The sequence below is a fragment of the Streptomyces xanthochromogenes genome, assembly GCF_014650455.1.
Taxonomy (GTDB): domain Bacteria; phylum Actinomycetota; class Actinomycetes; order Streptomycetales; family Streptomycetaceae; genus Streptomyces; species Streptomyces xanthochromogenes.
The window spans coordinates 671,878-690,390 of the sequence record NZ_BMUZ01000004.1 but is presented as its reverse complement, the minus strand read 5'-3'; the positions used below and the strand labels follow the sequence as shown (position 1 = coordinate 690,390).

At 71.9% G+C, this 18,513-nt stretch carries 16 protein-coding genes; 9 read left to right on the top strand and 7 right to left on the bottom strand.

Features of this window, described 5'->3' with window-relative positions:
* Positions 1-13 precede the first annotated feature (13 nt).
* Positions 14-1,072, top strand: a complete 1,059-nt coding sequence (locus IE267_RS14140; RefSeq protein ID WP_167151917.1) for a glycosyl hydrolase family 18 protein — start codon at positions 14-16, stop codon at positions 1,070-1,072.
* A 70-nt stretch (positions 1,073-1,142) separates the two neighbouring features.
* Here IE267_RS14140 and IE267_RS14135 read toward each other — a convergent pair whose 3' ends face one another.
* From IE267_RS14135 to IE267_RS14125, 3 genes are all read right to left on the bottom strand, one after another.
* Positions 1,143-1,928: an ArsR/SmtB family transcription factor gene (locus tag IE267_RS14135; RefSeq protein WP_189763426.1), complete on the bottom strand. Its 786-nt coding sequence runs from the start codon at positions 1,926-1,928 to the stop codon at positions 1,143-1,145.
* A gap of 84 nt (positions 1,929-2,012) precedes the next feature.
* The gene (locus tag IE267_RS14130; RefSeq protein WP_189763425.1) at positions 2,013-4,727 is read right to left on the bottom strand and encodes a glycoside hydrolase family 2 protein; all 2,715 of its coding nucleotides are present in this window, start codon (positions 4,725-4,727) and stop codon (positions 2,013-2,015) included.
* 158 nt (positions 4,728-4,885) lie between these two features.
* Positions 4,886-6,061 carry an ROK family transcriptional regulator gene (locus IE267_RS14125; RefSeq protein WP_167151913.1) on the bottom strand — a complete coding sequence of 392 codons (1,176 nt, stop codon included), beginning with the start codon at positions 6,059-6,061 and terminating at the stop codon, positions 4,886-4,888.
* 158 nt (positions 6,062-6,219) lie between these two features.
* On the opposite strand from IE267_RS14125, the gene IE267_RS14120 reads away from it, so the two are divergent.
* On the top strand, positions 6,220-7,668 hold the full coding sequence (locus tag IE267_RS14120) for an APC family permease (protein WP_189763424.1): 1,449 nt from the start codon (positions 6,220-6,222) through the stop codon (positions 7,666-7,668).
* A gap of 69 nt (positions 7,669-7,737) precedes the next feature.
* Here IE267_RS14120 and IE267_RS14115 read toward each other — a convergent pair whose 3' ends face one another.
* Together IE267_RS14115 and IE267_RS14110 are read right to left on the bottom strand one after the other, a co-directional pair.
* Positions 7,738-9,231, bottom strand: a complete 1,494-nt coding sequence (locus IE267_RS14115; RefSeq protein WP_189763423.1) for a flotillin family protein — start codon at positions 9,229-9,231, stop codon at positions 7,738-7,740.
* A 154-nt stretch (positions 9,232-9,385) separates the two neighbouring features.
* On the bottom strand, positions 9,386-9,589 hold the full coding sequence (locus IE267_RS14110) for an NfeD C-terminal domain-containing protein (RefSeq protein ID WP_161244409.1): 204 nt from the start codon (positions 9,587-9,589) through the stop codon (positions 9,386-9,388).
* Positions 9,590-9,660: 71 nt separating this feature from the next.
* Between IE267_RS14110 and IE267_RS14105 the strand changes: the two genes are divergently transcribed.
* The 4 genes from IE267_RS14105 to IE267_RS14090 all read left to right on the top strand — a co-directional run bounded on the left by IE267_RS14105 (position 9,661) and on the right by IE267_RS14090 (position 13,196).
* Positions 9,661-10,245, top strand: a complete 585-nt coding sequence (locus IE267_RS14105; RefSeq protein ID WP_189763421.1) for a helix-turn-helix domain-containing protein — start codon at positions 9,661-9,663, stop codon at positions 10,243-10,245.
* A 122-nt stretch (positions 10,246-10,367) separates the two neighbouring features.
* Positions 10,368-11,258, top strand: a complete 891-nt coding sequence (locus IE267_RS14100; protein ID WP_189763420.1) for a class I SAM-dependent methyltransferase — start codon at positions 10,368-10,370, stop codon at positions 11,256-11,258.
* Positions 11,259-11,460: 202 nt separating this feature from the next.
* Positions 11,461-12,453: a GlxA family transcriptional regulator gene (locus tag IE267_RS14095; RefSeq protein ID WP_161258480.1), complete on the top strand. Its 993-nt coding sequence runs from the start codon at positions 11,461-11,463 to the stop codon at positions 12,451-12,453.
* A 104-nt stretch (positions 12,454-12,557) separates the two neighbouring features.
* On the top strand, positions 12,558-13,196 hold the full coding sequence (locus tag IE267_RS14090; protein WP_189763419.1) for a cysteine hydrolase family protein: 639 nt from the start codon (positions 12,558-12,560) through the stop codon (positions 13,194-13,196).
* 48 nt (positions 13,197-13,244) lie between these two features.
* Here IE267_RS14090 and IE267_RS14085 read toward each other — a convergent pair whose 3' ends face one another.
* A complete protein-coding gene (locus IE267_RS14085; protein ID WP_189763418.1) occupies positions 13,245-13,940 on the bottom strand; it encodes an alpha/beta fold hydrolase in 696 nt (231 codons plus the stop codon).
* Positions 13,941-14,099: 159 nt separating this feature from the next.
* Complete coding sequence (locus IE267_RS14080; RefSeq protein WP_189763417.1) at positions 14,100-15,347, bottom strand: MFS transporter; 1,248 nt, start codon at positions 15,345-15,347, stop codon at positions 14,100-14,102.
* A 275-nt stretch (positions 15,348-15,622) separates the two neighbouring features.
* Here IE267_RS14080 and IE267_RS14075 point away from each other — a divergent pair, with 275 nt between their 5' ends.
* From IE267_RS14075 to IE267_RS14065, 3 genes are all read left to right on the top strand, one after another.
* Positions 15,623-16,645 carry a LacI family DNA-binding transcriptional regulator gene (locus IE267_RS14075; RefSeq protein WP_189763416.1) on the top strand — a complete coding sequence of 341 codons (1,023 nt, stop codon included), beginning with the start codon at positions 15,623-15,625 and terminating at the stop codon, positions 16,643-16,645.
* Between the two features lie 54 nt (positions 16,646-16,699).
* Positions 16,700-16,999 carry a hypothetical protein gene (locus IE267_RS14070; protein ID WP_189763415.1) on the top strand — a complete coding sequence of 100 codons (300 nt, stop codon included), beginning with the start codon at positions 16,700-16,702 and terminating at the stop codon, positions 16,997-16,999.
* A gap of 141 nt (positions 17,000-17,140) precedes the next feature.
* A complete protein-coding gene (locus IE267_RS14065) occupies positions 17,141-18,322 on the top strand; it encodes a thiolase family protein (protein WP_189763414.1) in 1,182 nt (393 codons plus the stop codon).
* Positions 18,323-18,513 lie beyond the last annotated feature (191 nt).

Genomic DNA, 18,513 nt, shown 5'->3' with positions numbered 1-18,513 from the left:
CAGGCTCGGACGCATGCCCCTTCGCTCCGGCGCGCGAACGCGCCTCGCCGCCCTGTGCGCCACCGCCGCGACCCTGACCGCCCTCCTCCACTCCCCGGCACGCGCCGGCGAACCACTCCCCGCGCCCCCGTCGCGTACCGTCTCCGGCTGGCTCCCGTACTGGGACCAGGAGGGCGCGTACGCGGATGTGCTGCGGCATGCCGACCAGCTGCACACCGTCAGCCCGTTCTGGTACCAGGCGAAGGCGGCCGACCGGATCGACGGCCACCCGGGCGCGGGCGAGACCCGCATCATCGACGGCTTGCACCAGGCGGGAATCAAGGTCGTGCCGACGGTCATGGAGACGCTGAAGGCGGGCGAGCTGGCGGCGATCCTCACGGACCCGGCCGCCCGTACCACTCATGTCGAGACGCTGCTCGCGCTGGTGCGCAGCCGGGCGTACGACGGGATCGACATCGACTACGAGTCCATCGCCCCGACCGGCGACGCCGACTACCCGGCGGTGCGCACCGCCTATGCCGCCTTCGCCGGCGAACTGTGCGGGCGGCTGCGCGCGTTGGCCAAGAGCTGCGTGCTCACGGTGTCCCCGCAGACCGCGACCACCGGACGGATCTGGGACTACGCGGCGCTCGGCCGGGTCGCCGACCGGGTCCGCATCATGGGGTACGACCTGCACTGGCAGGGCGGCGACGCGGGCCCGCTGGCCAGCCCCCAGTGGTACGACGACATCCTGCGCCGGGCCACCGTGCTGATCCCTGCCGACCGCCTGGAGATGGGCGTGCCCGCGTACGGGTGGGACTGGATGGAGGGCGGGAAGACCCGCCACGTGACGTGGAAGGAGGCCGAGGCCCTGCGCGTGGCGAAGGGTGCGCCGTACCGCCTCGACCCCGATTCCGGCACGCCCCACTTCACCTACGAGGAGGACGGCGCCGTCCGGCAGGTCTGGTACCAGGACGCGGCGGGCCTCACCGCGGACCTGCCGGTGCTGAGCCGCTACGGCATCCACCACACCGCGATCTGGGCCCTCGGCTTCGAGGACCCCGCGGTGTGGCCGGTCCTGGGACGTGTCTGAACATGGCTGGATCCGGGCGGAGCCGGAATACACCGGCCCCGGCTCCGAGCATGCGCTCGGCCGCGGGTGCTCAGGGCGCCGGGAGCGGTTCGCCCGTCTCCAGGAGGGTCTTCAGGCTGGACAGGACCGGCGGCCAGCCCTGGCTGCACATGCCGTGCAGGATGCCCTCGGGGTCGAAGTCCTGGGTCACGGTCAACTTGACCTGGCGGCCCTGGGGTTCGAGGTCGAACGTCACGGTGGAGCGGCGCTCCACGGCGAGTTCGGCCCGCACCTCCTCGGCGATGTCCACCGCCCGCGCCCACTGCTCGGTGAACGTGTGCCAGGTGTAGGCGAGTTGACGGTACGGGTCGGAGACGATGACCACCTGTTCCGGGTCGCTCATCGTGGCTCCGCCCTGCTTCCAGACGAGCGGGGCGCCCGTGGTCCAGTCGCTCTCGAAGGCCACGCCCCAGTAACGCTCGGTGAAGGCGGGCTCGGTGAGCGCCTGCCACAGGCGCTCGGGGGTGGTGGCGATGTAGGTCGTGTACACGAACGTCTTGCTGTCCATGGGGCTCTGCTCCAGTGCTCTCTTCAGATCCGCGAGGGCGGTGACCCGGCCGCGGTCGAAGCGGCTGATCCACCGCTCGGCGATGGCGTTGATGGGGACGGCGTTGAGGTAGTGCAGCTTTTCCCGCCCCCGGCGCTCCGTGGTGACAAGACCGGCGCCCTCCAGGGCGGCCAGGTGCTTGCTCACCGACTGGCGGGCCATGTCGAGCCCGGCGCACAGCTCCCGCAGGGTCTGCCCGTCGTGGTCCCGCAGCCGGTCGAGGAGCCGACGTCGACTCGGGTCCGCCAGGGCTCTGAACACCGCGTCCATGTGTCTTCACCCCCAGTCATGCAGCTGTCCGGCTGCCTCTCCATGATTGGCACCCGGACGGCTGCATGTCAAAAGGAAGGCCGGTCAGCTCCCCGCCACCGTCGCCGTCGGCACGTTCCACCCCGACACCCGCAGGCGCGGCGCCGCGCCGTGCAGGTCCGCGGTGCGGTAGGTCGCGGTCAGGGTCGCCGACTCGCCGGGCCACAGGGTCACCTGGTTGTCCGACCAGCGGACCGGCAGGACCGGGGTGCCCTTCGGCTCCACCAGGTGTACGTCCGTCAGGAGCGCCGGGGTCGCACCGGAGCCCGTGTTCCGCACGGTCACCGTCGTCGTCGAGGTGCCGTCCACGGCCGTCGTGCTCACGTCCGTCGCCCTCACCTGCGTCCTCGGCATCGCGGACAGGCCCCTGAGGTCGGCGTAGGACGTGGTCGGGGTGTGGAACCAGTCGGTGTGGGCGTAGTCGAGGGTGTCGGGCCTGGTGGATAGCCAGTACACATTGCGGCTCACCTCGCGGCCCGAACCGTCGGTGAGGACGAGCTTCGCCAGATAGGTCGCGGGGAGGCCGCTCACCGCGGGGACGGTCAGGGCCGTGCTGCTCGCGCCGTCGCCGGCGACGTCGACACCCGTCACCGTGCGGTCGTACTTCCGGATGCCCTCGGGGGTGAACAGCGAGACGCGCGCGGTCAGTCCGGAGGCCGCGGCCGGACGGCTGTTGACCACGGTCACCGCGCGGTTGTCGTAGGAGTACTGGATGTGCAGCGGCTCGTTCGCCTTCTTCGCGCCGAAGTAGGCGCCGCCCTGGTCGAGGTAACGGTCCGTCAACTGCCAGTGCAGGGACGTCCATCCGCTGTTGAACATCCAGTACACGACACCGGTCGCGGGTTTCGAGGCGTCCTTGGCGTTGCGGCCGTACGCCTCGAACTGGGCCCGTACGTTCTCGTACTGGGCGAGCTGCGCCTTGCGTACGTAGTCGTCGAGGCCGGCCGGGGCGCCGTAGCGGCCGGTCAGGGCGTCGTCGTACAGCTTGAGGGTGGCGAAGGTGGCGGAGGGGGAGCGGTGGTACTGCTTCGCCGAGGGGGACTTCCACAGGGTGGCGAGCTCGGCCGGTGACAGCATGCGGCGCAGGGTGTCGAGGGTGGGGATGTCGGGCCCCGCGCTGGTCTCGGAGTTGAAGCCGGTCGCTCCGCCCTCCCGCTTGTCGTACCAGTAGTCGGGCGGCACCCAGTCGTAGGGCCCGGTCATCTTCATGCCCGAACTGCCGCTGATCGGGGCCGAGTTGTCGGACGCGGCGGCGACCACCGGTGTCGGCCAGTCGGCCGCGTCCAGTGCGTCCACATACGTCTTCTCGATCGTCCTGTCCGGCGCGAAGTCGCTGCCGATCAGGAACGAGATCACGCTGGGGTGGTCGCGCAGGCGGGCGGCCTCCGCGGCCATGGATGCCCGCGCCACCGGGTAGTCGGCGGCCGTCCACGGGTCGCCCGTCTCGTCGCCGTTGACCTGTCCCTCCCACTTGTCGCAGCACTCCCAGCCGGGGAGGGTGAGGATGCCGTAGCGGTCGGCGAGGTCGAAGAACTCGTCCGGCTCGATGTGCCCTTCCAGGCGGATGGTGTTGAGCCCGAGGTCGAGGGCGTACCTGAGCCGGTCCTCCACGTAGGTGCGGTCCCAGCGCAGGTACGCGTCGGGGGACCAGCCGCCACCCTTGATCAGCAGGGGGCGCCCGTTGATCGCGTACTGGCGGGCGCCCGCGGCGTTGAGCGGGGCCTTCACATCGCGGATGCCGAACGTCTCGTGCGCGGCGTCGGAGGTGCGGGACGAGACCGACGCGGTCAGGTCGAGGGCGTAGAGGGGCTGCGCGCCCATGCCCGCGGGCCACCACACCCGCGGTGCGGCCAGGCGGAGCCGGGGATGGGTGGCCGGGGTGAAGATGACCGGTTTCGTCTCGTGCGGGGCGAGCGTCACGTCCTGGCCGAAGGAGATCTCGCCGATCGTGCCGCGGATCCTCGCCGTGACCGGGGCCGCCGAGTCGTTGCGGGCCTCGGCCTTCACGGTGAGGTCGGCCGAGGAGAGGGACGGCACCGCGAGGGCCGTCACCACGTGCGCGTCGCGCAGCGCGACCGGGCCGCCGCGCCGGACCAGCACATCGCGGACGATGCCCATGTTCTCGTCCGGAGGCGGCTGCAGCCAGTCGATCCAGCCCATCGTGAGGTTCTTCTTCGGGTCGTTGGGCTGGACGCGGAAGGCGACCGTGTTCGTGCCCGCCTTCACCAACTCGCTCACGTCCAGCTCGTGTCGGGTGTACGCGCCGGTGACGGCGCTCTTGTCGGCGACCTGTTTGCCGTTGACGTACACGTCGGCCGCCGAGATCACCCCGCTGAAGTCGAGACGGGTGCGCGACGCGGTGTCGGTGACGTCGAAGTCCGCGCGGTACCACCACGGGACCGTGAAGTCCGCCTTCGGGATCTTCTGCTGGTTGGTCGAATAGAAGGGGTCGGCGTAGGTGCCGGCCGCGAGCAGCGCGGCGAGGACCGTGGAACGGGGGCCGGCCGGGTACCAGCCGGCCGTCGAGTAGCCGGGGCTCGAAACGGCGGCGGGGGAGTCGGTGACCTCGGCCGTCGACCGGACGGCGTACCCGGCGAGCGCGGTCGCGCGGCCCGGGGCCGGATCGACGGAGGTGGCGGGGGTGGGGCGGGGGTGGGCGACGGGTGTGGCCGACGAGGTGCCGGCGGTCAGGGCGAGGAGCAGCCCGAGCACCGCTACGGCGGCGGTCCTCGGGCGTACGGAGACGGGGCGGTGGAACACGGTGGTCTCCCAGGGGGCTGGTCGGGACTTCCGCGCATCGCTACGGGTGGACGCCCAGGCGGCCACCCCAAGTAAGGGAACCTTACTGACTTCTTGGGGACGCTGGAGGCGCTGATAGGCGCATGTCAATCACAGGCCCGAGGAGTGACACCGTGTCCTCAGTGCGCCGTGCGCCGCTCGAAGGCCACGTCCCGTGCCGTGCCGAGAGCCGTGGCCACCGCGCCGAGCAGCACCGCGTCCTCACCGAGCGAGCTCCGCGCCACCTTCGGCCTGAGCGGGGTGAGTGCTCGCAGCGTCTCGCGGACGGGGCGCAGCAGCAGGTCCGCGCTGTGGCCGACGCCCCCGCCGAGCACCACGAGATCGGGGTCGAGGACGGCCGCGACGACGGCGACGGTGTGCGCGATCCGCTCGCCCTCCAACCGAACCGCCTTGACTGCGGCGGGCGTTCCGGCCCGCGCCGCGTCGAAGACGTCCTTCGCGGTGAGCGTGCCCGCCATGCCGAGCGAGCGGGCGGCCGCGACGACCGCGTCTCCGGAGACCGCGTCCTCCAGGGTGTCCGGCTGCCGGCCGCCCGGCCACGGCAGGAAGCCGATCTCGCCGGCCCCGCCGTGCGCCCCGGTGAAGGGCTGGCCCTCGCTGACGACGCCCATGCCGAGACCGGTGCCGATCATCACGTAGACGAAGAGCCTGCTGCCGGCGCCGATGCCGAAGGTGTACTCGCCGAGGGCCGCCAGATTGGCGTCGTTGCGTACGGCCAGCGGTATGCCGAGCCGGTCCCGCATCTGGTCGAACAGGCCCGGTCTGCCCCAGCCCGGCAGATGCTGGGCGTAGCGGACCCGTCGTTTCTCGGCGTCGTACACGCCGGGCGTGCCGACCACCGCCTGGGCGACCTTGTCCGCGTCCACGCCCGAGCCCTCGACGAGCCGGTGGGCGCTGGTGACGACGAGATCGGCCATGGAGGCCGAGGTGCGCGCGTGGTTGCGGACCTCGGAGCGGGCCACCACCGTGCCGTCGAGGTCGGCGAGGGCGATGCGAAGCCAGGCCCGGCCGATGTCGATGCCGAGCGCGTAACCGGCCGTCGGGTCGGGCGCGTAGAGCACGGCGGCCCGGCCCCGTTCGGGGGTCATCGTGCCCGCCTCGCGGACCAGGCCGGCCGCTTCGAGCGAGGCGAGTGCGCTGGACACGGTGGGCTTGGACAGACCGGTGTCGCGGGCGAGCTGGGCGCGGGAGGCCGGGCCCTCGGCGCGCAGCCGGTCGAGCAGCAGGCGCTCGTTGGAACTGCGTTGGCGCTGGGGGTTCCAGGGCAGGTCGCCACCCTCGTCGCTGCTGGTCATCACATCATTCTCACGCATCGCTCCGAGCGGCTCGTTGACGACCCCTTGACGGTGAAAGTAAAGGTACTTAACTTAAGCACGCCCCCTGCCGAGGGGAATCCCTGCGCCACGCGTCGGCAGTAGCTTCCTTATCCAGACATCAGCCCAGGGAGGACCCCGTGTCCGCAACCCCTCCGCCCGCCGGCGGCTTCGTCCGCCGGATCGGGCTCTTCCAGGCCACCGCCATCAACATGAGCCAGATGTGCGGCATCGGCCCCTTCGTGACCATCCCCCTGATGGTCGCCGCCTTCGGCGGCCCCCAGGCCGTCATCGGGTTCGTGGCGGGCGCGGTCCTCGCGCTCGCGGACGGTCTGATCTGGGCCGAACTCGGCGCCTCGCTGCCGGGCTCCGGCGGCAGTTACGTCTATCTGCGCCAGGCCTTCCAGTACCGCACCGGTCGCCTCATGCCGTTCCTCTTCGTCTGGACGGCGATGCTCTTCATCCCGCTCGCCATGTCCACCGGCGTCGTCGGCTTCGTGCAGTACCTCGGCTACCTGGCCCCGGACCTCGGCAGGACCGCCGGTGACCTGATCGGGCTGGGCATCATCGCGCTCGTGGTCCTGCTGCTGTGGCGGGGGATCGAGAACATCGCCCGGATCACCGCCGTGATGTGGGTCGTGATGATCGCTTCGGTGAGCCTGGTGATCATCGCCGCCGCCACCGACTTCAGCCCCCACCTCGCCTTCCACTACCCCGCCGGCGCCTTCGAGTTGACGAGCAGTCACTTCTGGATCGGGTTCGCGGCCGGACTCACCATCGGCATCTACGACTACCTCGGCTACAACACAACGGCCTACATGGGTGCCGAGATCAAGGACCCCGGACGCACCCTGCCGCGCTCCATCATCTACTCCATCTTCGGCATCATGGCGATCTACCTGCTGCTCCAGATCGGCACGCTCGGCGTGATCGACTACCACCGGATGCTGGACCCGAACGACATCGCCTCCTCCTCGGTCGCCTCCGCGGTCCTGGAGAAGGCCTGGGGCAAGACCGCCGCCGACGTGGTGACCGTCCTCATCCTGATCACCGCGTTCGCCTCGGTGTTCGCGGGACTGCTCGGCGGCTCCCGGGTCCCGTACGACGCCGCGCGCGACAAGGTGTTCTTCCGCCCCTACGCCAAGCTGCACCCCCGGCACCGCTTCCCGATGCTGGGCCTCGCCACCATGGGCGTCATCACCGCCATCGGCTTCATGATCGGCCGCCGCACCGATCTGACCACCCTCATCCAGCTGCTCACCACGGTGATGGTCATCGTGCAGGCGCTCGCCCAGATCCTCGCCGTGACCGTGCTGCGCAAGCGCCAGCCCGCACTGCGCCGCCCGTACCGGATGTGGCTCTACCCGCTGCCGAGCCTGGTCGCCCTGGTCGGCTGGCTCACCATCTACGGATACTCCGACAAGAACTCGCCGGGCCGCCATCCCATCGAATGGTCGCTCGCCTGGCTCGCGCTCGGCTGCGTCGCCTTCCTGCTGTGGGCGCGCTTCGAGAAGGTGTGGCCGTTCGGGCCGCGCGAGATCCACGAGGAGTACCTCGACCAGCAGGCCGCCCGGACGCTCCCGGTCTGACCCGGTGCGCAGGGTGGCCCCCACTCCGACGCGCCGGTCGGGTGGGGGCCGTCCGGCCGCCCAACAGGCCTAGTTCCGGCCCCCGTTGACCTCCTCGGTGATCGGTATGGGCTTCGAGCGGGGCGAAGGAGCGGCCGGGGACGGCCCGTCGGGGGCGTCCCCGTTCTGGTTCATCGACGCGAGCAGCTGGCGCGCGAGACCCAGGCCCGTGCCGCCCATCGTCAGCGCCTTCGCGAACATCTCCGACATGCCCTCGGCGCCGTTCAGGAGCACCATGTGCTCCACATTGCCGAAGGCGGAGGCGCCCGCCTCCACGATCTGGGGCCAGTTCTCGGCGAGTTGCTGGGCGACCACGGCCTCCTGGTTCTCCGCGAGGGCCGCCGCCCGCGCCTTGATGGCCTCGGCCTCCGCGAGGCCCTGGGCCTTCGCCGACTCGGCCTGCGCGAGGCCCCTGGCCTGCGTCGCCGCGGCCTCCGCCTCGCCCGTCGCCCGGGTCGCCTTCGCGGCCGCGAGCCCGCGCGCCTCGGTGGCCTGGGCCTCGGCGGCCGCGGCCGCCTTCACCCGGGTCGCCTCGGCCGCCGCGGCGAGCTCGGTCTCCTTCGCCTTGGCCTGGGCGGCCGAGATGCGGGCGTCACGCTCGGCCTCGGCCAGCGTCCGCTTCTCGTACGCCTGGGCGTCGGCCGGCTTGCGTACGTCCGCCTGGAGCTGCTGTTCGCGCCGGTGGGCCTCCAGTTCGGCGACCCGGGTCTCCTGGACCACCACTTCCTGCCGGGCGGCGGCGTCCGCGAGCGGACCCGCCTGGCGCGAACTGGCCGCGGCCTTGTCCCGCTCGGCCTGATAGCCGGCCTGCAGGATCTCGCTGTCCCGGGTCGCCTCCGACATCCGCGCGAACGCGGCCTGTTCGGCCTCGGTCGCCCGCAGGTTGGCCTCGGCCTGCGCGATGCGCGCGTCCCGCTGCACCGCCGCGGCGTGCGGCATCGCCAGGTTCTTGATGTAGCCGGTCGGGTCCTCGATCTCGTGGATCTGCAGCGAGTCGACGATCAGGCCCAGCTTCTCCATCTCCGTACCGCAGGCCGCCCGGGTCTGCCCGGTGAGCTTCTCGCGGTCCCGGATCATGTCCTCGACCGTCAACCCGCCCACGATGGAACGGAGATGACCGGCGAAGACGTTGTGCACCCGGTCCGACATCATCTTCTGCTGGTCGAGGAAGCGGCGGGCCGCGTTCGCGATCGACACGAAGTCGTCGCCCACTTTGAAGATGACCACGCCGCGCACCCGCAGCGGAATGCCCTGCTGGGTCACGCAGTCCACCGACAGCTCGGTCTCGTTGAGATCGAGCGACAGCTTCCTGACCGCCTGTACACCGGGCAGTACCAGGGTCCCGCGACCGGTGACGATCCGGAACCCCATGCCCTCGCCGAGCCCCTCGGTCCGGTGCTTGGACCCGGAGATGACGAGTGCTTCGTTCGGTTCGGCCACCCGCCACATGAGCTTGAACAGGCCTACCAGAACGATGATGGCGGCGAGAACGAGTCCCGCCGCGACGCCGATGACCATCGGCATACGCCCCCTTCACGCAGTGCCGCTCGGCACTGACGAGGGGAGTTTGCTCCCGGCCACCGGTGGCGGGAAGACGCTGACGGTTCCTTGTCGCAATCTTGATACGCACCGGCGAACACGCAGGTGAAGGCGGGGGCCAACGTGAGCGTGGGAGTGCTCAGTTGTCGTATGCGGCCATCACGTACACCGTGCGCGGAGGCAGATATTCCACCACCGTCACGACCGTCCCCGTCTCCAGCCGGCCGGTGCCCGGCGCGGGGTGGGCCAGGAAGTGCTCCGCCCCGCCGCGAATCCTGACGATGACCTCACCCACGAGCCCGGGCCCGATCGTTCCGGTCACCCGGCCCGGCAGCCCCACCATGTCCTCGCTCATCGGGGGAGCGTAACCGACCCGCCGGGCGCACGTTGCGGGTGCGGCATACGGTACTGCCCATGACGCAAAGCGACGGCGACCTGGACGGCCTGGTACGCAAACGGATCCGCGCCCTGCGCCTGGCCCAGGGCTGGTCCCTCGACGAGCTGGCCTCGCGGGCCAACCTCAGCCAGTCCACGCTGAGCCGGATCGAGAACGGGCAGCGCCGCCTCGCCCTGGACAGCCTCGTCACCCTGGCCCGCGCCCTCGACACGACGCTGGACCAGCTCGTGGAGACCGCCGCCGAGGACGTCATCACCAGCCCGACCATCGACGCCACCCGCGGACAGATGCGCTGGCCCGTCAAGGCGGACCCCGGGATGAGCGTCATCCGCCAGCGCATGACCGAGCCCCCGCCCGACAACCCGGCGCGGATGCGGGCCCACCCCGGCCGCGAATGGCTCGTCGTCCTGTCCGGCACCGCGGTGCTGCTGCTCGGCAACCGCCGCATCCGCATCGAGACGAACCAGGCCGCCGAGTTCCCCACGATGCTGCCGCACGCCATCGGGGCGGAGGGCGGCCCGTGCGAGGTGCTCGGCATCTTCGACCGCGATGCCCGGCGCGGTCATCAGCGCGGTGACAGCGGTGGTGCGGACACCGGCTGAGCATCGCCGGGCCGCCGCGGGCCGGCGGATCTCTTGCGCGTTCGGCAGCCGATCGGGGCATCGTCTTGCGCATTCGCGGGCGCGCCGCGCCGCGGCCGCACGACCGGCTTAGCGTGGGCGTCATGAGTCACGCAAGCCCGCACACGGCACCCGACCACCACACCGGCCACGGCCACGGACCGCACGCCCACCCCTTCCGGCACGACGCCGACGGCGAGGCGGAGATCCTCGACCTGGACGCGGCGGTGCTCGCCGAGCACATCGCCTCCATCACCGCGACGCTCCCGCTCACCGCCGACCCGCACCACATCGTCGACCTGGGCTGCGGGACCGGCACCGGCACCTTCGCCCTGCTCGCCCGCTTCCCCGGGGCCCGGGTGACCGCCGTCGACAGCTCGGCGGACCATCTGCGGCGCCTGCGCGAGAAGGCCGAGGACAAGGGAGTGGCCGACCGGGTCCGTACGGTGCGGGCCGACCTCGACATCGACTGGCCCGACCTCGATGCGCCCGAACTCGTCTGGGCCTCGGCCTCGATGCACCACATGGCCGACCCGGACCGCACCCTGCGGGCGGTCCACGACCTGCTCGTGCCCGGCGGCCTGTTCGCCGTCGTCGAACTGTCCAGCTTCCCGCGCTTCCTGCCCGAGGACGCCCCTGCCGAGCGCCCCGGTCTGGAGGAGCGCAGCCACGCCGCGAGCGAGCGCCACCACGCCGAGCACGTGCCGAACCGCGGCGCCGACTGGGGGCCCATGCTGGCCGGAGCCGGGTTCACCATCGAGGACCACCGCACGATCACCGTCCACCTCGACCGCTCCCACAGCGACGCCGTCGGCCGCTATGCCCTGCAGAGCCTGCGTCGTATGCGCGACACCGTGGTGCGGAACCTGTCGGCCGAGGACCTCGCGGCGTACGACCAACTCCTCGACACCGAAAGCCCGCAGAGCATCCTGCACCGCGACGACCTCGCCGTACGGACCGAGCGCACGGTCTGGGCCGCCCGGCGCCGCGACTGAGACCGGCGTCGCGACCGGGACCGAAGCGACCGGGACCGGCGCGACCCGGCGCGGTGGACGGGACGGCGGAGCGAAGGGGACGGGCCCGACCGGCGCGACCGCCGCGGCGCCCGGGGCCGGCCCGCCGACCGGATGTCCGCATGTCCGGATGTGACAGGGAATCGTCATTGCGGCCACGAGGCGGTGCGAAGAGGATGGGTGCATGCCCACTTCGCACCGGGTCGTCATCGCGGTCTTCCCCGACGTCGACCTCCTCGACGTCACCGGACCTGCCGAGGTCTTCGCCCTCGCCAACCGGGAGACCGGCGGCCACGCCGGGTACGAGGTGTGCCTCGCCGGCCCCGCCGCCGGCGAGGTGCGCACCTCGGCGGGGGTGCGGCTGGTCGCCGACCTGTCGTTCGCGGAGGTCGGCCGGCGCGTGGACACCCTGCTCGTGCCCGGCGCGGTCGACCTCACCGACGCGGGGCCCGTCGCCCGCATCGACCCGGATGTCGTGTCCTGGGTGAAGGACACCGCACCGCACGCCCACCGGGTGGCGTCGGTGTGCGTGGGCGCCCACGTCCTCGCCGCGGCCGGACTCCTCGACGGCAGGACGGTGACCACCCACTGGCTGACGGCCGCCCAGCTCGCCGCCGAGCACCCGGAGGTCACCGTCGACCCGGACCCCATCTTCGTCCGCACGGACCGGGGACGGCTGTGGACCGGCGCCGGGATCAGCGCCTGCCTCGACCTCGCCCTCGCGCTGGTGGCCGAGGACCAGGGCGAGGAGGTGGCCCTCGCGGTGGCCCGGCAGCTGGTGATGTACCTCAGACGCCAGGGCGGCCAGAGCCAGTTCTCCGTGCCGCTCAGCCGGCCCGCCACCTCCCGGCGCGACATCGACGAGCTGCGCCTGTGGATCGCCGACCACCTCGACGAGGACCTGTCGGCCCAGGCCCTCGCGGCCCGCATGTGTCTGAGCGAGCGGCACTTCGCCCGGGTCTTCAAACAGGAGACCGGCGCCAGCCCCGCCGCCTATGTCGAGGCCGCCCGGGTGGAGGCGGCCCGGCGCCTGCTGGAAACCAGCGACTGCCCGCTCGACGAGGTCGCGAACACATCCGGGCTCGGCTCGGTCGAGACCCTGCACCGGGCGGTCAGACGCCAGCTCGCGACCACCCCGGCCGCCTACCGCCGCCGCTTCCGCACCCAGCCCGCCTGACCCCCACGAGTCCTCCCGAGCGCGAACCCGACGGCTTCGCCATGCCCGGAACACGACCACCCTTCCACCTGATGATGCATCAATTCCCTTACGAGAGGCTCCAGATGAGCACCGAACAGAACTCCGGCAACCGTCCTTCCGCACCCCTGCGCGAGGTGGTCGGCCTCGACAGCCGGCCGCCGAAGCTCGGCGACAGCGTCCTGATCCTGGTCGACTACCAGAACACCTACCGCACCGGCGTGATGGCCCTGGAAGGTGCCGAGGAGGCCCTCGCGGCCGGGGCGCGCCTGCTGGAGAAGGCCCGCGCCGCGGGCGCACCGGTCGTGCACATCATCAACGACGGTGGCGAGGGCGGACCGTACGACATACGTGCCCACATCGGAGCCATCAGCGACGAGGTGGCCCCGAAGGACGGGGAGCCCGTGGTGGTGAAGCAGTTCCCCAACTCCTTCCACCTCACCGACCTGGAGCAGACCCTCACCGAGCTCGGCGCCGCCCCGGGCAGCGGCAAGGACCTGGTCATCGCCGGATTCATGACCCACATGTGCGTCAACTACACCGCACAGGGCGCCTTCAACCTCGGCTACCGGCCCACGGTCGTCGCCGAGACCACGGCGACCCGCTCGCTCGCCACCCCCGCCGGCACGGTCCTGCCGGCGCACGACCTCCAGGCCGCCGCGCTCACCGCGATCACCGATCTGTTCGGGGTCGTGGTGCCCACGGTCGACGCGCTCCCGGCCTGAGTGGGAACGTCCGGGCGGCCGGAACGGGGGTCCGGCCGCCCGGCGACATCAGATCCAGCCGTCGAGCGAGGCCATGAAGCCGTCGAAGTCGTCACGGTGGATGGTGTGCCCGGCGCCCTTGACCGTCCGGACCTCGAAGCCGCGCGCCTCCAGGCGGGCCGCCTCGGCCGCGTCGTAGAGGAAGCTCGCCTCGGCGAGCTGGACGAGGGAGGGGACGACGGCCTTCGCGGGGACCAGGTCCGAGCCGAACATCGCGGCGAGACCGAGAGCCGTGTTCTCGTCCCAGAGCCCGAGCGTGGCCAGCTCGATGTCGACGTCCTCCTCCTCCCAGCGCGGGTTGAGCTCCGCGACCATCTCCCGGGTCGCCGCCTTGAACTGGGCGAAGATCTCCGGACTCACGCTCTCCTGCGGGGAGTTGACGTTCCATGCGGGGTCCGAGTAGACCGCGCGGGCCGGCCGCAGCCGCTCGGCGGCGAGCGAGAGGGAGAGCGCGCCGAGCGAGTGGCCGATCGCCAACTCCGCCCCGGAGGGCAGGGTTTCGACGAGGTCGTCGGCGAAGAGCTCGGGGCGGTACTCGCCGCGCCCGCTCGCGCCGTGGCCCCGCAGGTCCACCGCGATGACGCGATAGCCGCGCCCGGCGAGCGCCGGGCCCACCTTCCGCCAGGTGCGGTGGTCGGCCATGATCCCGTGGATCAGGAGCGCGACACGGTCGCCCTCGCCCCAGGTGCGGGTGTTGAGCTGCACGATGTTGCCTTTCGGTACGGGTGTTGCCGTCGGTCGGAGGGTGTACGGGCCCGGGGCGGGCGGTGCGGTCAGGTGCGGGCCCGCCCCGGAACCGTACGGATACGGACCCCGGACCGGTGCGCGTGTCAGGCGCGCGCGGGCCCCGGACCCGTACGTCTGTCAGCGCACGGACCTGATCGGGCGCACGGCGAGCGCGCCCAGGACCGAGAGCACCGCTCCGGCCAGGAAGAGTGCGGTGTAGCCGCCGCTGGCCGAGACGATCAGGGAGGCCGCGAACGGGGCGACGATCTGCGGGCCCGCGTTGGCGACGTTCAGGACGCCCATGTCACGGGCCGCGTCCTCGGCCTTCGGCAGGACCAGGGTGACGAGTGCGGTGTCGACCGCCATGTAGCAGCCGAAGCCGAGGCCGTTGACGACCGCGAACGCGATCATCGCGGGCCAGCTCGGCGAGACGGCCGGGATGATCAGGGCGGCCGCGGAGAGCGCCGCCGAGGCCCCGACGAACAGCTTGCGCCGGTCGTGGCGGTCCGACAGCCAGCCGCCGAGCACGGTGGAGACCACCATGGCGACGGCGTTGACCGGTGTCAGGACCGCCACGGCGTGCTCGGGCGAGAGGCCCGCCGGGAGGTGGGTGTGGTCCTGGAGGATGTAGAGCTGATATCCGGCCACCGAGAAGTACCCGAGCACGAGCAGCGCCCGGCCGATGAACGCCCAGCGGAAGTCGTGGTCGTGCAGCGCCCCGGTGAACGCGGCGAGCTGTCGGGCGAACGGCAGCGGCGCCTTCGCCGGCCGTCTCTCCTCGCGGGTCCCGGCCGTGAAGACGACCGCGGCCACGGCGATGAGGGCGCCGAAGACGAGATATCCGGTGCGGTAGTGGTCGGAGAAGGCGGCGCCGAGCAGCGCGCCGACGGTGGAGCCGAACGGCAGCCCGAGCCCGACGGCGGCCGACGCCTTTCCACGGGCGGAAAGCGGCACCCGGTCGGGGACCACCGAGGTGAGAGCGGCCTGGTAGACGTTGAGGACGGCCTGGCCGAGACACCAGACGATGGTCACGAGCAGCAGAGTGTGGACCGTGCCGAGCAGCAGCATCACGGGCAGCGCGAGCAGGCCGCCGCCGAGTATCCAGGGATTGCGGCGCCCCGAACGGTCGGAGAGCGCGCCCGCCACCGGGTTGAACACGGTCGCGAAGATCGCCGAGACACCGGAGACGAGGCCGAAATCGGCGACCTTGTGCGCGGCGTCGATGTGCTCGATCTGCAGCGCGAGCAGCACCCCGGGGACGCCGATGTAGAGGGCGTACATCGCGGTGTTGCCGAGCAGCAGCAGGGGAAGCAGCCCGCGTGCGGGCCGGGAAGCCGGTTCGGTGACGGCCAGGGGGATGCCGGTACCGGGGGAGGAAAGGGCCACGCTGCCCTCCGAGGAGTGGGAAGAGGCGGACGAGGGGCACGAGCGCGTGCGGCGCGGGGCCCGACCGGCGCGGAACGAAGGTTCCGGACGGCGGAGGACTCCTGGTGACACCGGTGACCGACGGGACGACGGCCTCCGACCGGCGGGGCCACGACCCGGCTGGTTCATGACTCATGCTTACACGTGTCAACTGCTCGTGTAAGCACTGTGTAGCATCGAATTCAGGCCATCCGCTAGACCCCGGCCCGGACGCGTCTGGAAAGATGCCGATCGCGATGAGCCAGACACCCAAGCAGCCTGCCGACCGTCCCGTCCCGACCAGTGCCGATGTGGCCCGGCTCGCCGGGGTCTCCCGGGCGACCGTGAGCTACGTGCTCAACAACACCTCGGCGGTGCGGATCAGCGAGCCCACCCGGATCAAGGTCCGGGCCGCCGCCGAGGAACTGGGCTACGTCCCGCACGCCGCGGCCCGCAGCCTGCGCGCCGGGCACACCCGCATCGTGCTGCTGCCGACGGCCCACATCCCGGTGGGCCCGCTCTACAGCCGGTTCTTCAACGAGCTCCAGTGGGAGTTGCGCCGGCTCGACTACACGGTCGTGCAGTACGGCAGCCTCGGGCTCGGCGCCGACGAGGCGGCCCGTGCGTGGGCCGAACTGCGGCCGGTCGCGGTGGTCTCGCTCGGTGAGATCGAGCTCACCCCGCAGGGCGTCCAGCTCCTCAAGCGCTCAGGGGCCCGGGCGGTCATAACGCTGGGCCCGCAGCGCGTCGAGGGCGCCCACGCGCTCGTGATGGACCAGCGCGAGGTCGGCGGGAGCGCCGTGGCCCACCTCCGCGAGCGGGGCCGCCGCCGGATCGGCGTGCTGATCCCCGAGGAGCCCGGCCTCGAACTCTTCTCCCGACCCCGCCTGGCCGGCGCCCGCAAGGCCGTGCACGGCACGGACGCTGTCGTCGAGCCGGTGCCGATGGCGTACACCGAGGAGTCCGCGGCCCAACTGGCCGCCCGCTGGCGCGAGTTGGGCCTCGACGCGGTGTTCGCCTACAACGACGAGTACGCGATGCTCCTGATGCGCGCCCTGCAGGACGCTGACATCGATGTCCCGGGCGAGACGGCGGTGATCGGCGCGGACGACCTCCTGCTCGGCAGACTGCTGCGCCCCCGCCTCAGCACGGTGCACGTCGAGATGGTGACCGGCCGCCACCTGGCCGAACTGGTCGACCGCGTGGTACGCGACCCGGACGGCGCCCCGGAGCGGCACGACCTGATGGGCGCCCGGGCGCTGCCGCGCGAATCCAGCTGAGCGGGTGCGCGGGACGGGGTGCGCCAGGGGCGCCGGGTGTCTAGCGTTCGGAGCATGAGCCATCAACCGCAGTACGCGAACCGGCCTCCGCAGCGCTTCGAGATCCTGCTGGTTCCCGAGCACGTCGAATCCCGGGGCGACGCCTCCGTGGTCGACAGCGCCGTACGGTCCGCCGTCGTCGAGGCGACCGGCGAGACGGGGGTCTCCGGCTACCCCCGTTACGCGGGGCACGGCATCGAGGCCGAGATCGACTCCGCCGGGCGGGCGGTCGAGGCGCTGCTCGTCGACGGGTCCGAACTGGACATCGGTCTGACCGCCGTGGTCAGGGACGTCCCGCCCCGGCCCGGTGGCTGATCGGGTTCCGGCCGGGGCCCGTTGACAGCGGACGGCGAGGGGCAGAGACTCGGGCGCAGCCAATCATGAACATCACTTCACTGGACGAACAGGCTGCTGTGGTGGCCGCGGAGCGGTGAAGAGATCCGTGGGAGAGACCCGATGAGCATCCGCGACGTGTACATCGTCGACGCCGTCCGCACCCCGATCGGCAAGTTCGGCGGCGCCCTCGCGGCGGTGCGGCCCGACGACCTCGCCGGCCATGTGGTCAGGTCCCTGGTGGACCGGACCCCGGAGCTCGACCCGGCCCGCATCGACGACGTGTATTTCGGTGACGCGAACGGGGCGGGGGAGGACAACCGCGATGTGGCCCGGATGGCCGTGCTGCTCGCCGGGCTGCCCGTCTCGGTGCCCGGAGTCACCGTCAACCGGCTGTGCGGCTCGGGCCTGGAGGCCGTCATCCAGGCGGCCCGCGCCATCGCCGTCGGCGACGCCTCGATCGCCGTCGCGGGCGGTGTCGAGTCGATGTCCCGTGCCCCCTGGGTCCTCCAGAAGCCCGAACGCGCCTTCCCCGCCGGGCACCAGCAGATGTTCTCCACCACCCTCGGCTGGCGCATGACCAACCCGAGGATGCCCGAGCAGTGGACGGTCTCGCTCGGTGAGGGCGCCGAACTCGTCGCCGACCGGCACGGCATCACCCGCGAACAGCAGGACGCCTTCGCCCTGGAGAGCCACCGCAAGGCCGCCGAGGCCTGGGCCAAGGGCCTGTACGACGGCGAGGTCGTCCCGTACGACGGGGTCGAGCTCGCCCGTGACGAGTGCATCCGCGAGTCCTCCCTCGAAGCGCTCGCCCGCCTCAAGCCCGCCTTCCGCACGGACGGTTCGGTCACCGCCGGCAACGCCTCGCCGCTCAACGACGGGGCCGCCGCCCTGCTCCTCGTCGACGAGGAGGGCCTGCGCGCCACCGGGCGCGAACCGCTCGCCCGCATCCGGAGCTCCGCCGTGACCGGCATCGAGCCCCAGCTGTTCGGGCTCGGGCCCGTCGAGGCGGTCCGCACGGCACTCGCCAAGGCCGGCAAGGGCTTCGCCGACCTCACCACCTTCGAGCTGAACGAGGCGTTCGCCGCCCAGTCGCTCGGCTGCCTCGCCGAATGGCCCGGCCTCGACCCGGCCGTGGTCAACCCGCGCGGCGGTGCCATCGCGATCGGCCATCCGCTCGGCGCCTCCGGCGCCCGCCTCGCCGGGGCCGTGGCCCACCAGCTCGCCGCGGCCGGCTCGGGCACGGGCCTCGCGGCCCTGTGCATCGGGGTGGGCCAGGGTCTCGCCCTCGTACTGGAACGCTGACCGGCCCGGGGGCCGGCGGCGTCCGCGCAGGAGACCTCAACGTGCCCGCGCCGTACAGGACTTGACCGGTCGGTCCGAATCGCCGCCCATCGCAAGCGACTTCACTCCTCCGAACAAATCCCCCGGCACGGGGCCTCACCCCCCCCCGACGCGAATCGCCGCCTTCCACAAGGGGCTCCATCCCCCCGACG